Source organism: Flavobacterium sp., from assembly GCF_052437795.1.
Taxonomy (GTDB): Bacteria; Bacteroidota; Bacteroidia; order Flavobacteriales; family Flavobacteriaceae; genus Flavobacterium.
Map to the genome: position 1 here is coordinate 229,755 of NZ_JBQVPA010000005.1, position 14,175 is coordinate 243,929.

Genomic DNA, 14,175 nt, shown 5'->3' on the forward strand with positions numbered 1-14,175 from the left:
TTAATACGAATTAACGTAATAATTATCCTTACATTTAAAGTTATTGATAAACAGCCGGCTAAGCACATCCCTGCCATCTTTAGTCCCGCTATCCGTTCTATCTCCTTCGCCGAAAAGGCTAAGGAGGATGCCACTACTATCGGGGTTAAAGGGAAATAACGTTTTGTATTTTAATGTTTTAGCTTTGAGTGAACCTGCTCCTCTATTTTGAAGGGTCCCGATAGCTATCGGAAGAGGAGAGGCCCTACCCTTTCAAATTCCTCTCATACAATTCGATCCAGCCTTGCACTGTCATTTTAGAGGCCAATTCGCCGATCAGTTCAAAGGGTATCGCCTCCGGCTTCTTGAAGCGAATACAGCTTTTGCCCATGTCAAGTTTGGTCTTTACGTGTTTGGGGTATTCAGCTGTGAACCAGTTAAGCAGTTCAGGACTGGCATACATTCCCATATGGTATACTGCGATAAAGTTCTTTTGCGAGGCAATGCTCAGGAACGGTAGCGGCAGCTTTGGATCGCAGTGATAGCCCGGCGCGTAAGCCGAATGCGGCACCACCCAGCCTATCATGCCGTAACTTATACGTTCATCAAAGCCTTCCGGTAAATTTTTATTGATAACTTCTCTAAGCTTCTGCATAGGAGCCTTCCTGTCCTCTGAAAGTGATCCTATATATTCACTGACCGTTCCCATTTTTATCGATTATATTATTCATAATTTACGATCGAGCAGGAGTGAAGCTCGATCTGAGATCTACGTTCGGAGATCTGAAATGGCTATTCTATTATCGCCTCCTGTATCACCTTCTGAATATCTTCCCTGATGTTCTCTTTAGACAGGCGGTTCTCCCCTGCCTCAGGATACGTCCTGTTGGAGAGGAAAACATATACTAGTCCTGTTTCCGGGTCGGCCCACGCCATCGTTCCCGTAAAGCCGGTATGTCCAAAGCTTTCTTTAGAAACGCACCCACAGGTCGGGCCCGGGTTGCTGCCTATTTGCGGCTTGTCGAAGCCCAGTCCGCGGCGGTTGCCCTGCTTGCAGGCATGGCAGGTATTAAAGGTTTCGAACGTCTTGGCAGAAAAATATTGCTTCCCTCCATAGTTGCCCTCCTGCAGGTACATCTGCATGATCTTGGCCACATCCATGGCATTGGAGAATAACCCCGCGTGGCCCCCTACCCCGTCCTGCATTGCGGCGGCCATGTCGTGTACATAGCCCTGTATCGTCTGGTAGCGGAAATAGTTGTCTATCTCAGTTGGCGGAATGTCGTCCATGTCGAATTTATGCAACGGGTTATATGTCGTAAAGGCAGCTCCCAACGGCTTGTAGAACTGCTGTTCGCTAAGCACGTCTATCTTCTTTCCTGTGTGCTTCTCCAAAAATTCTTTAAGCAGTATAAATGAAAAGTCGCTGTACTTGTATTCTTTCTTTTTCAGCAGCTTGCTTTGTGCGATCTTCGCAATGATGGTATCGGGGTAGTCCCTGCGCAGGTAAAGGTTTTCGGCCACCTGGTGTGGAAAATCATCACTAAAGCTTTTACGATAGTACATAGTATCGGGGTGCTTTCCGGCATCCAGCGTTTCCTGGTAGAATGGCATCCACGCCTGGAACCTCGCCTGGTGCAGCAGCATGTCCTTAAGGATTATCTTTTTCTTATCGGTCCTGGCAAATTGTGGCAACATTTCGCCCAGCTTATCGTCAAGCTTTACCTCGCCTTTATCATACAGCTGCATGATGTTAGGCAGGGTCGAGAGCACTTTCGTTAATGAAGCCACATCATAAATATCCGAATCCTTTACTTTGGTCATGCCGTCGTATGTATGGTGGCCAAATGATCTTTGGTACACTACCTTACCGTTTCGCGCTACCAATACCTGTAAGCCCGGGGTCATTTTCTCATCGATGGCCTTTTTCGCAAGCAGGTCGATCTTGGCAAGCACCTTCGAGCTCATCCCGGCATTCTCAGGAGTGGTAAAGCCCAGGCGGTTGGTGGTACCCGTCATGATACCGTGGTTTACCATGAACGCCGTACCTATAGATACCGGCAGCTTGCCTTTCGCAGCAAGCGCACCAAAGACTATCTCCGCAGCAACGGTTTGCGACATGGCGTTATTTTGATACGCCATGATAACACCCTCTATATTTGTATAATTTTTTATGGCACTCATGGCATACGGCTTGGCAAAAACCGTAAGTATCACTTTTTTGTTCTTTGCTATGGTATCCAGCCAAACCAGTTCTTTCGATGAAAAGTCGTGTTTCTTCCACGCGCCGTCGGCTTTATGATAGCCAACGATCACGGTCGAATATTCTTTCAGCCTGTTGCTCAAAAGGTGCAGGCTGTCCTCCTTCACTTCGGTAACATCGGCATATTTTTGAAGGGTGTTCAGGTAACCGGTGTGGTCGTCATCACCCATTTTTACAAAGGCTATCTTTTCGTTCTCCAATGCCATTACAGGCACGATCTCCTGGTCGTTCTTCAACACAGTGACCGCATTTTCATACAGTTGGTAGTTAAGGTCGTCGTACTCGTGGCCGTTAAGCTCCTGGTACAAGTTATTCAGGTCGATAGGCTTATATTTGTTCAGCCCGCCCCTGTATTTGTAGGCCAATATCTTCTTTACCGAATACTGCAGCCTTTCCTCGGACAACACACCATCCGTATAGGCTTTCCTGAATTTTTCTATCGCCACAGGAACATTTTCTGCGAACAACAGCACGTCATTCCCCGCAAGGAAAGCCTCAAGGTCTACATCGCCCGGTGCCATATAGCCGCTTGCCCCCTTCATGTTAAGTGCATCAGTGAAAATAAGCCCTTTAAAGCCCATTTCTTTTTTAACGATGTTGGTTACTACATTGTACGACAGTGAGGTCGGATAATTTGGCGTAGGCTCTATGCTGGGCACGTTCAGGTGTGCCACCATAATGCTGGACATCCCTTCGGCAAACAATTTTTTGTAAGGATAGAATTCTACATCCTCCAGCCTTTCCCTTGAAAAAGGCAGGTACGGAAGCGATGTATGCGAGTCGGTCCCGGTATCGCCATGGCCGGGAAAGTGTTTGCCCGTAGCAAAAACCCCTTCGCTCTGTATGCCACGCATCAGGGCCAGCGCCCTGTCGGTCACGTTAACCTTATCTTCTCCAAAGGAGCGATTCCCGATGATGGGATTGGCAGGGTTGATATTGACATCCAGCACCGGGGCAAAGTTGAAATGGATACCCATCCTGCGTGCCTGTATCGCCATCTGTTTCCCTTGCTTTTCGATGAGCTTCATGTCCTGCACCGCACCCAGCGTCATATTCCACGGATAGCGGTACGTAGAGTCCAGCCTCATGCTAAGCCCCCATTCGGCATCAATGCCAATGAATAAAGGCACTTTGGCTTCAGACTGGTAACGGTTGGTAAGCCTTGCCTGGCGCACCGGACCTCCCTGGAAAAAGATGAGCCCGCCCACTTTATAATCCTGTACCAGCTTGTCGATGCCTTTTACGTGCTCTATGTCTTTATTGGAATAGGCCGCGACCATGAACAGTTGTCCCACCCGCTCGTCAAACGAAAGGCTGTTGTATATGCTGTCCACCCATTTTTGCTCACCAGCATCGGCGTGCTCTTTAAACCCCACTGTCTTCTGTGCCGATGCAAATGCCACGGCGAACAGTAAAACTAAAACCAAATATCTCTTCAAAACTACTCTGTTTATTTAAAATGATAAAATCACCACTACCTTTTACATAATGATGATTCCTTGTTTTGTCCCTATGTGCGGTACGTTTTAAAAAAAACGGCTGTGCCAGCTTTCACCCGCCGGGACTTCCCAGTACTCCTGCCACTCTCCTACAGTGTTAACCAGGTTGTTGAATACAATGGTATTGGACGAGACCGATCTGTCTTTTACCAATTTCTTAAAATCGATGAGCGGCTTATAGGCAATGTGCTCACCGTTCTTAAAGGTAACATTCATCTTGTCCAGCAGGTCTACGCCATACTTTTGCTCCAGTGTCTGTATGAAATGTACCGAAGCATCTATCGAGCAGCCCGTGGCCGCTTGTGTATCCTGGTTAATGGCTATGATGATGAACCTGTTATACCTCAGTTGGTACGAAGCCTCAAGCCCCGCGCCGTGCGCCGTCCACTCCTCAAGGAAGTTTTTGAGCGCTGTCTCTATCTCCGCCATCTCATCGTCAGAAAATTTCCTGTTCGACTGGTAGATCCATATCCTGGATTCTTCGGGCAGTGTATCAAATGGAACGTACATAATCTCTTTTTCTTATAAATCTTTTGCATTGGCGATCAGTTCCGCCACATCCATAACTTTAACGTCGTGCTCCCTGTTCTTAGCTTTAACACCATCGGTAAGCATTGTATTGCAGAACGGGCATCCCGCCGCAATGATGTCGGGTTGTGTTTCCAGGGCATCTTCAGTCCTTTCCACATTCACATCCTTATTGCCCGGTTCCGGCTCCTTGAACATTTGCGCGCCACCCGCACCACAGCAAAGGCCATTGGCACGCGAACGCTTCATCTCCACCAGCTCGGCATCCAGCTTCTCCATCAGGTCACGCGGCGCTTCGTATATATTGTTTGCCCTTCCTAAATAGCATGGGTCATGAAAAGTTATTTTCTTGCCTTTAAATTGCCCGCCCTCTATCGTAAGCCTGCCGTCATCCAGCAGCGACTTCAGGAACTGGGTATGGTGTACAACTTCGTAAGTACCGCCAAGCCCCGGGTATTCATTTTTGATGGTATTAAAGCAGTGCGGGCACGCCGTTACTATCTTCTTTACTTCATAAGCGTTCAGTACCTCAATGTTGGTCATGGCCTGCATCTGGAACAGGAACTCATTACCCGCCCTTTTCGCCGGATCGCCGGTACAGCTTTCCTCAGTGCCAAGCACTGCAAAAGGAACATTGGCACGGTTTAATATCCGTACGAACGCCTTGGTTATCTTTTTGGCCCTGTCATCAAAACTACCTGAGCAGCCCACCCAGAACAATACTTCCGGCTGTTGCCCTGTAGCCATCATCTCGGCCATTGTAGGAACTTTCAAATCCTCACTCATATCTTCTGCTTAATCTTCGTCGTGTTTTCCGTCATCAAATACCTGTATGGTCACTTCTTTTTCGATCAGGTCGGTAAATTTACCCCTGTAGCGCGTTGCCTTGACCAAATGGTTGTCTATCCAGTGGTAGTTGCCCCCTCGCGGCTTGCCCATTACCATACCATGGTACTTAAAACCGTGCCTGTTGAGCCATTCTTCCGTAATTTCCCTGTGCGCTTCGGTACGGGAAGTAAAGAAGTAGATCACATGCCCTTCGTCATACCACCTGTTCAGTGTTTCAAGCGCATCGGGGTATATCTCAGCTGTAACCATCCTTTCGGGCTCCTCGTTAGGAATGTCATCGCAAATGGTCCCGTCAATGTCTATCAGGTAATTTTTGATATCCGGCGGGAGTATAGGGCTAAGGTGCTCACCATTCTCTGTTATTGGCCGCAGGTTCTTTTCTATGTCTTCTGCTTTCATTATGCTTCGTCTTTCCAGTTCAACCTGTCCATCTGGCTGTATTGCCATGGTGCTCCATTGTTCTCAATATTGGTCATCATCCCGTTAAGTTCCATTGGTGCCGCACTTTGCTCCATTACCAAATATCTTCTCATGTCCATGATTATGGACAATGGGTCAATATTCACCGGGCAGGCGTCCACACAGCCATTACAGGTAGTGCATGCCCAAAGTTCTTCGGGTGTTATATAGTCGTTCAGGAGCATTTTCCCATCATCGACAAATGTCCCTTTATTCTTATCGATATTGCGCCCAACCTCTTCCAGCCTGTCGCGTGTGTCCATCATGATCTTCCTCGGAGAAAGCTTTTTGCCTGTCTGGTTAGCCGGGCATACCGATGTGCATCGTCCGCATTCCGTACAGGTATAGGCATTCATCAGCTGCACCCAGTTCAGGTCCTGTACATCGCTTGCGCCAAACTTAGCAGGCACTTCACCTTCAGCAGCAGGCGGGGCCGCTGCGAACGGGTCTGCATTCGGGTCCATCATCAGCTTCACCTCATTGGTAACCGACTCCAGGTTCTCAAACTTGCCTTTAGGCTTCAGGTTAGCGAACCATGTATTCGGGAAGGCAAGCAGGATATGCAGGTGTTTTGAAAAGTAGAGATAATTCATGAACGCCATGATACCTATGATATGTAGCCACCATGCAGCCCTTTCGATAATGATCACCGTATTGATGCTCATGCCTTCGAATAACGACGACAGGAAGCCTGATACAGGAAAAGAACCCGCCTGTGCATAATGTTCCGCACCCTGCGACTGCAGGTAACCGTCTGCCCCGTTCATAGTAAGGAACAGCAACATAAGCACAGTTTCAAAATAGAGGATGATATTGGCATCGCTCTTTGGCCAGCCTTTGAGGTCGCTGTGCACAAAGCGCCACATTTTAATGACGTTCCTGCGGATCCAAAAGACTGTTACAGAAAAAATAACGCCAAAAGCGAGTATCTCGAAAAAGCCGATTAGGAAATTATAAAAACCACCCATGAAGGAGAAGAGGCGGTGCGTACCGAAAATACCATCAATAATGATCTCCAGCAGCTCAATATTAATAAGCACAAATCCCACATATACAATGATATGCAGGATACCCGATACAGGGCGTTTTACCATTTTCGACTGGCCGAGGGCTATCATTGCCATATTGGCCCAGCGTTCACCGGGATCATCGGTCCTGTTGATGTCGCGGCCCAGATTAATGTTGCGAACCAGTTTTTTTACATTGAATGCAAAGTAGCCAAATCCTAAAGCAAGGACTATAACAAAAAGGATATTATCTATATATGCCATACAATAATTGTGATCGGTCTGTGCGATGCGTTATTTTTTCTTAGGAGTTTCCTCATAAGGTGTGCCTTTTTTCCCGAATACCGAGAAATGCACATAGCGCTTCGGATTTCTCTTAAGGTCCGCCAGCAGTTCCTTCAGCTCGTTCGATGCATCAGCCAGGTTATTGTACATAGCCTCATCCTTAAGCAGTTTACCAAGCGTACCTTTTCCGGACTGTACTTCAGCCATCATCTTATCAACTTCTTTCATAGAATTCTCAAGACTGTTAATGGCAGATGCTATCTGTTCCGGATCGATCGAATCTGATATCTCCGCAAAGTTAGCAGAAGTCTTGTTAAGATTAGCCATTGTGGCATCAATATTTGTCTTATTCCCTGAAATCGTCGCATTCAGTGTTTTGGCAGCTTTGCTGAATTCAGACATCGTAATCCTCATCTCGGCAATACTGGCGCGGAGGTTTTCCTGCGTTTGCTTATCAACCACATTATTCAGGTTATGCAAAAGGCTGTCGGCGGTCACTACCGTAGCCTCAACCTTGGTTTGGAGCGGCGAAAGCTTCTCTCCAACTACAGACAGCATACCGGGCTTTAAGCCGGCTTGCAGCCGGTCGCCGTCCTCTGCAGGTGCCGGGTTCTTAAGATCGGGAACGATCGCGATCTGCTTTCCGCCAAGTAGTCCCGGCTCATACAAAGTGGCGTAGCTTGTTTTCGAAATGGGAAAATCTGTTTTCACCTGCATTTCTATCTGTAGCTGCCCGGTGGTGTGGTCGGTAAAGGTTATACCTGTAACCTTACCCACTACAAGCCCGTTAAGCGTGACAGGTGCAGAAGGAGAAAGCCCTTCAACATCCTTGTATATCACATAATAGGTTTTGTAAGAATTAAAAAGGTCCCTGCCTTTTAAGAACATATACCCCCAAATGAACAGAAGTATTGATCCTATTACTAAAATTGCCGTTTTTGCTTCTCTTGTTACTTTCAAAATCAGTATATTTTTTAACAAATGTAGGGCAAATATAAGTATTAGAATGTGAATATTATTGTAAAACAATGTTTCATATTCCCATTTATTCCCAACCAATTTTAACTTATGGGATATTCGGGGCATGCGTGCTTTGATGATCGCTTATTAAAACCCAGCCAGATCTCGAAGTTATAAAGTCAATACTCATAAAAAGGCCGCGATAACGCAGCCCTATATCTATCTGTTAATAACATCTAATTAACTCTTTTACCATCCCTGAAGGTGGCGATAAATGCCGATGTATATCCCTTAGCCTTGGCTTCGGCGAGCAGTGTTTTTGCTTTTTCACGATCGGGAGCTTCGCCATAAAAATATTTAATGATCGTACCGCCTTTTTCTTTGGTAATATTGCTTAGCCCATTAAAGTTTGCCGGCACAAGGTCGAGGTCCTTGCCGCTGGCCGCTATCTGTATCCTGAAGCTTTCGCCCTTTGACGAAGGAGCCGCATCGGTTGCAACAGGTTTTTTCTCAGGTGCTTTCTCGATCTTCTTCTCCGGTTTATCTGCCTGCGCTATGATCTTTGGCTCTTCTTTCGGCTCGGCATGATCTACGTTACCCGGAATAAAATATTCTTTCTTATAGGCAACAATGGCCTTGGCTATCGATTCAGCTAACTCATCCTGCCCGTCATCAGAATTAAGATATTCGCCTTCCGGCTTGTACGACAGGAATCCCAACTCGATCAGTATGCTTGGCATGGCAGTGCGGTGCAGTACCCAAAAAGGTGCCTGCTTCACGCCGCGCTTCTTCCTCTTAAGGTCATCGGTAAAGCGCTCCTCTACCCTGCTGGCAAGGTCGATGCTCTGGTTGAGGCCTTCTTCGTGCTGTAGGGTAAGCCCGATAAGCGTCTCCGGTTTGTTAGGGTCAAAGCCCTGGTATTTCTGCTTGTCCGATTCAAGATTGATCACCGAGTTCTCGCGTTTGGCGACTTCGAGGTGTGATGCGTTCTTGGTAGGCCCCATTACAAAGGTTTCGGTGCCGTAAGCTTGTTTTTTGGCCTCGCCATTACAGTGAATTGATACAAATACATTCGCGTTGGCCTTATTGGCGATGTTGCAGCGCTCGTCAAGTTCAATGAACACATCGGTCTTGCGGGTGTAAACCACCTGCACCCCTTGTTTTTCCAGAAGCTTGCCTACTTTTAGCGCCACATTAAGCGCAATGTTCTTTTCTACAAAACCGTGGTACACAGCACCATAGTCCTTAGCACCATGCCCCGGATCGAGCACAACACGAAATTTTGAATTGCCCTGCGCAAAAGCCGCGCCACAGCATACTATGAATACCAGGAAAGCCTGTTGTAGTTTTATCATCCCTTTCATTGCAATATCTTTTATCCTCAGGTTACACATATAGCAACGCCAATACGGTCATTACTTATATGCCGGACTCCAAAAAATAAGCCACTTTTTTACAAAAGTACTATTAATACCCTTGTTTGCAAACCCGGCTCCTACCTATTTATCATCAAATCCTCCAATGATACCTAAAATTTAACTCCCCTACCTTTTGATTAGCAGCAGTATAACGCGAATAGTACAAACACCAAAAAATTATTGTATTTTTCTTCCGTTCTTAAATATCACGATGAAAGCTTCGGCATATCCTTTTGCTTTGGCCTCAGCCAAAAGCCTGTCGGCCTGTTCTTTGTCAGATGTGTCTCCGTAGTAGTATTTAATGATGGTCTTGCCTTTCTCCTTTGTAATGTTCCTCAACCCTTTAAAGTTTGACGGCTCAAGTGCAAGGTCTTTACCGCTGGCTGCGATCTGCACTTTATACGTCTCCCCTTTTTTTGTTGCGGCAGGCTTTTCCTTTACAGGCTTTTCGGCAATGGGAGTAACATTTTTTTCCTTTGGCGCAGGCTCAGTATATTCAGTATCGCCCGCGACAAAATACTCCTGCCTGTACGCAACGATGGCTTTGGCAATGGAGGCCGCAAGTTCATCCTGGCCTGCTTCAGAATCGAGGTATTCGCCTTCAGGCTTGTACGAAATGAAGCCCAATTCGATGAGTATGCTTGGCATGGCTGTACGGTGCAATACCCAGAACGGGCCCTGCTTCACTCCCCTGTTCTTGCGCTTCAGGTCGTTAGTAAAGCCATCCTGTATCATGCGGGCAAGGTCGATGCTCTGGAATGCAGACTGTTCGTGCTGGAGCATCAGGCCTATAAAAGTTTCCGGTTTGGATGGGTCAAAGCCCTGGTATTTTGCTTTATCAGATTCGTAGCTTATAACAGAGTTCTCGCGCTTGGCCACTTCCAGGTGCGACGCGTTCTTGGCCTGTCCCATTACCCAGGTCTCGGCTCCCGAGGCTACATTTTTTGCCTCGGCGTTGCAATGTATCGACACGAACAGGTTAGCATTCGCCTTATTAGCAATGTTGCAGCGCTGATCCAGTTCTATGAACACATCGGTCTTGCGGGTATAGATCACCTGCACGTCCTCTTTGTCTAAAAGTTTACCCACCTTTTGCGCCACGCTCAGTACGACATCCTTCTCCTTAATGCCATTATAATGCGCGCCCGGATCCTCGCCGCCATGGCCGGGATCGAGCACTACCCTGAACCTGGCATTACCCTGCGACCACCCTGAGCCACAGCATACAATAAATACAAAGAAAACCAGTTTTAGCTTGATGTTCGTTGTGAATGCGATACCCATAATATACTTTTGTTATAATTACTTTTAACGGTTAATTTTGATAAATTTATTGTAAGTTTGACACTTCAAAAAATAGGCCATACTTTCTCAAAAATAGCATTAATGCGGGTGGATAGAAACGTACTGTACATAATTTTATCAGCAATTTTCCTAACAATTGGGACCACTGCAGTTTCTGCGCAGGAAGTACCCTCTAAAACCGCATCCAAACCTAACGACAGCCTTGTGCTGACACCTGCAGTCCTCGCTGTAAAAGATACTACAAAAACCGACTCCATCAAGCCAAAAAAGTCCGGGCTCGATGCGGTGATAAAGCGTAAAGCGAAAGGGTATGAAAAACTAGACCAGCGCAATAAGCTCCTCCTGCTTCATGATGAAGCCGAACTGTACTATAAAGATATAGAACTGAAGTCGGGCCAGATCACAATGAAGTACGAGAAAGATGAGATATTTGCAGGCAGGCTGAAGGACTCCACCGGAAAATATACACAATACCCTTATTTTAAACAAGGCAGTAATGTGGTAGAGGCCGACTCTATCCACGCCAATATAAAAACAAAAAAGATACGCATTTGGAACTCGCGCTCAGACCAGGGGGAATTCAGGATACGCGGCGAGCTTACCAAAAAGGAAAATGACTCCGTATATTACATTAAGAACGCGCGCTTTACCACATCTAAGGACATCGATAATCCTGAATATTTCTTTTTGACCGACAAAGTTAAATTCGTACCGGGCGAAAAGGCGGTCGTTGGCGTAACCCAAATGTGGGTAGCCGATGTGCCAACACCTTTAGTACTGCCATTTGGCTTTTTCCCGATGACCGATACGGCGGAATCAGGATTTATCGTCCCCACGTTCGGGGATAACACACGGCAGGGCTACTTCCTGCAGAACGGCGGATATTATTTTGCGCTGAGCGATTACTACGACCTTGCCATTTTAGGAGATTATTACACAAACGGCAGCTACGGGCTCCGGTTCCAGTCGAGCTATGGCCTGCGCTATAAGTTTACAGGCAACATGAACTTGCGTTTTGAGAACAACTTGCAAAGCGAAAGGGGCTTTCCTGACTATGCCCGATCCAAGCAGTACAACATACAGTGGTCACACAACCAGGACGCCAAAGCCAACCCCAACTCGAGGTTCTCTGCAAGTGTGAACCTTGGCTCGAGCCAATATTACAGGCAGTCGCTAAACATGAACAACGTTGGGGCAAGCCTTAACAACACCATGCAGTCGTCGGTATCCTACTCCAAGACGTTCCAAACGGTACCGCAGGTTAACCTGTCCCTGAGCGCTACGCACAGCCAGAACACCAATACTGAAAAGATCAACATGACCCTCCCTACCCTACAGGCGAGCGTGGACAGGATATTCCCCTTTGCTCCGGCAGATGCCCCGAAAAAAGGCATCATAAAGAACATCAACCTGCAGTACAACCTGCGCGGGGAGAACAGGGTCGAGACCTATGATTCACTATTCTTCAAGCCTGAGATGTTCCGTGACGCGAGGAGCGGGTTACAGCATACCATACCACTGAGCACCAACTTTAAGGTCTTTAAATATTTCAGCGTTTCGGCGAGCACCAATTACCAGGAAACATGGGTAATGAACACCATACGCAGGGAATATAACGCCGACAGCGCCGCGGCAGTGATACGCGATGTAAAAGGGTTTGACGCCTTTCGCACCTATAATTTCGCATCGAGTATAGGTACTACGATATACGGTACTTTTAATTTTGGACAGGATAAGAAGATCCAGGCCATTCGCCACGTTATCCGTCCGTCGGTATCTTATAGCTATGCACCCAGTTTTGACCAGTATTACGATTATTACCAATACGATGCTGCCGGCACGATACGCCAGTATACCCGTTTTGAAAGCGGCCTTTTCGGGCAGCCGGGACAAACGTACTCCAGCCAGGTAGGCATCGCGGTAAACAACACCTTTGAGGCCAAGGTACGCAATGACGATACAGACAGCGCCGATGCCGAACCTAAAAAGGTCATGCTGCTCAATAACCTGAACTTTTCCACCAGCTACAACCTTGCAGCCGACTCATTGCAGTGGGCCCCATTGCGGGTATCGGCAGGTACTAACCTTTTCAAGGAAAAAATGAACATTAACTTTGGCGCGACGCTAGACCCCTATGCCATTAACAATGCTGGGAACCGGATCAATACCTATAACATGGATAATGGCGGCAGCCTTTTCCGGATGACGAGCGCCAACGTTACCCTCAACTACTCGATAACCAGCGAAGACGGTAAATCGGGCGATGGTGAGGACAAAGATAGCCAGACCGCGAAGAATGGTGGGCGCGAAGACGACCTCTTCGGGCAGGCGACCGACCTGAGTGACCGCAGAAAGAGCATGTTCGACGAGGATGAGGACAGCACGAAGGAAGATAAGTCAGAAGGCGGGTTCTTTAACGCAAAGTTACCATGGGACCTGCGATTTGCCTACTCCCTTACCTATGCCAATGACCGCAGGGAACGAAAGATAGTTGGCAACTCCATCATGGTCTCGGGTAACCTCGATATCACGCCAAGGTGGAAAATGGGCTTCTCGTCGGGTTACGACTTCGTTCTGGATGGTGTTACCTTTACCCAACTCCGCTTTGAGCGCGACCTCCTCAGCTGGAGGATGGACTTCAACTGGATACCTTTTGGCGACAATACCTCATGGGGCTTTTTCATTGGTATAAAATCGTCGGTGCTCAGCGATATCAAGTGGGATAAGCGCAGGGTACCGGACAGGGTGATCAGGTAGCATGGAACGAGTATATAAAGGAAATATATACCTAAATGGCAACACGATAGTTATTGCCATTACCGGGATCTTATACTTATGGCTCCTGATATTTATTCGTACCACCTTAATATCTGTCGTCATTTTTTCTACAGCATGGCTTTACATTTTTATAAAAGTGAGCTTTCAGGTATATTACTTCATATTAAAGGATAATGTTTTAATGATCAGGAACCATTATTTACCTTGGATAGAAGATATTTTCCCCATAGAAGAGATACAGGGATCGAGTTTTGAAAAAAGGTTTAAAATGGCATATTCCCTAGAGATAAGCACCAAAGGCAAGTTGAGCAATTATTGCGGAAGTACACTTACAATAAGGAACTGGCTAACGCTAAAGGCCGATCTGGAAAGCAAAGGGTTGCATGTGAATAACGAATATATATCAGAATAATTACCATATCATGAAAAGAGTGATTTTTACCGAAAACGCGCCTGCACCCATCGGGCCATACAGTCAGGCCGTAGTGGCAGGGAGCATGCTTTACACATCAGGGCAGATAGCCCTGCATCCTGAAACCGGCGAACTTATTACCAGCGATATTGAAACCGAGACAAAGCAGGTAATGGAGAACATGAAAACCGTACTGGAGGCAGCGGGCACTAATTTCAGCAATGTTATAAAGGCAACCATATTCATCAGCGACATGGACGACTTCGCCAAGATCAACGGGGTTTACGGAAGTTACTTTGACGAAGCGGACGCACCCGCACGCGAAACCGTACAGGTAGCCAGGCTGCCTAAGAATGTGAACGTGGAAATATCAATGATAGCGATCGTATAAACATCATCATCCTAAAAAAAGAAAGGCCTGCATAATGCGGCC

12 protein-coding genes are annotated in these 14,175 nt (G+C 46.9%); 3 read left to right on the forward strand and 9 right to left on the reverse strand.

The window, feature by feature from the left end; all coding sequences use genetic code 11:
- Positions 1–244: 244 nt before the first annotated feature.
- From ACT6R0_RS16480 to ACT6R0_RS16520, 9 genes are all read right to left on the reverse strand, one after another.
- Positions 245–688: a DUF1801 domain-containing protein gene (locus ACT6R0_RS16480; RefSeq protein ID WP_444654796.1), complete on the reverse strand. Its 444-nt coding sequence runs from the start codon at positions 686–688 to the stop codon at positions 245–247.
- Between the two features lie 83 nt (positions 689–771).
- Entirely contained in the window at positions 772–3,681 is a 2,910-nt protein-coding gene (locus ACT6R0_RS16485; RefSeq protein ID WP_444654798.1) for a glycoside hydrolase family 3 N-terminal domain-containing protein, read from the reverse strand.
- A gap of 87 nt (positions 3,682–3,768) precedes the next feature.
- Positions 3,769–4,251 (reverse strand): ABC transporter ATPase, encoded by a 483-nt coding sequence (locus tag ACT6R0_RS16490; RefSeq protein ID WP_444654799.1) that lies wholly within the window; start codon positions 4,249–4,251, stop codon positions 3,769–3,771.
- Between the two features lie 12 nt (positions 4,252–4,263).
- Entirely contained in the window at positions 4,264–5,055 is a 792-nt protein-coding gene (locus tag ACT6R0_RS16495) for a (Fe-S)-binding protein (RefSeq protein WP_444654800.1), read from the reverse strand.
- Between the two features lie 9 nt (positions 5,056–5,064).
- The gene (locus ACT6R0_RS16500; protein ID WP_444654801.1) at positions 5,065–5,517 is read right to left on the reverse strand and encodes an LNS2 domain-containing protein; all 453 of its coding nucleotides are present in this window, start codon (positions 5,515–5,517) and stop codon (positions 5,065–5,067) included.
- Positions 5,517–6,848 carry a 4Fe-4S dicluster domain-containing protein gene (locus ACT6R0_RS16505; RefSeq protein WP_444654802.1) on the reverse strand — a complete coding sequence of 444 codons (1,332 nt, stop codon included), beginning with the start codon at positions 6,846–6,848 and terminating at the stop codon, positions 5,517–5,519. The genes ACT6R0_RS16500 and ACT6R0_RS16505 overlap by 1 nt, the downstream gene beginning before the upstream one ends.
- A gap of 30 nt (positions 6,849–6,878) precedes the next feature.
- Positions 6,879–7,829, reverse strand: coding sequence for an MlaD family protein (locus ACT6R0_RS16510; protein WP_444654804.1), 951 nt, complete (start codon positions 7,827–7,829; stop codon positions 6,879–6,881).
- A gap of 236 nt (positions 7,830–8,065) precedes the next feature.
- Positions 8,066–9,193 carry an N-acetylmuramoyl-L-alanine amidase gene (locus tag ACT6R0_RS16515; protein WP_444654806.1) on the reverse strand — a complete coding sequence of 376 codons (1,128 nt, stop codon included), beginning with the start codon at positions 9,191–9,193 and terminating at the stop codon, positions 8,066–8,068.
- A gap of 231 nt (positions 9,194–9,424) precedes the next feature.
- A complete protein-coding gene (locus ACT6R0_RS16520; protein ID WP_444654808.1) occupies positions 9,425–10,531 on the reverse strand; it encodes an N-acetylmuramoyl-L-alanine amidase in 1,107 nt (368 codons plus the stop codon).
- Between the two features lie 102 nt (positions 10,532–10,633).
- Between ACT6R0_RS16520 and ACT6R0_RS16525 the strand changes: the two genes are divergently transcribed.
- From ACT6R0_RS16525 to ACT6R0_RS16535, 3 genes are all read left to right on the forward strand, one after another.
- Positions 10,634–13,309 (forward strand): putative LPS assembly protein LptD, encoded by a 2,676-nt coding sequence (locus ACT6R0_RS16525; protein ID WP_444654809.1) that lies wholly within the window; start codon positions 10,634–10,636, stop codon positions 13,307–13,309.
- A 289-nt stretch (positions 13,310–13,598) separates the two neighbouring features.
- Entirely contained in the window at positions 13,599–13,742 is a 144-nt protein-coding gene (locus ACT6R0_RS16530) for a hypothetical protein (protein WP_444654811.1), read from the forward strand.
- A gap of 10 nt (positions 13,743–13,752) precedes the next feature.
- Positions 13,753–14,133: a RidA family protein gene (locus tag ACT6R0_RS16535; protein WP_444654812.1), complete on the forward strand. Its 381-nt coding sequence runs from the start codon at positions 13,753–13,755 to the stop codon at positions 14,131–14,133.
- The last annotated feature ends 42 nt before the right edge of the window (positions 14,134–14,175 follow it).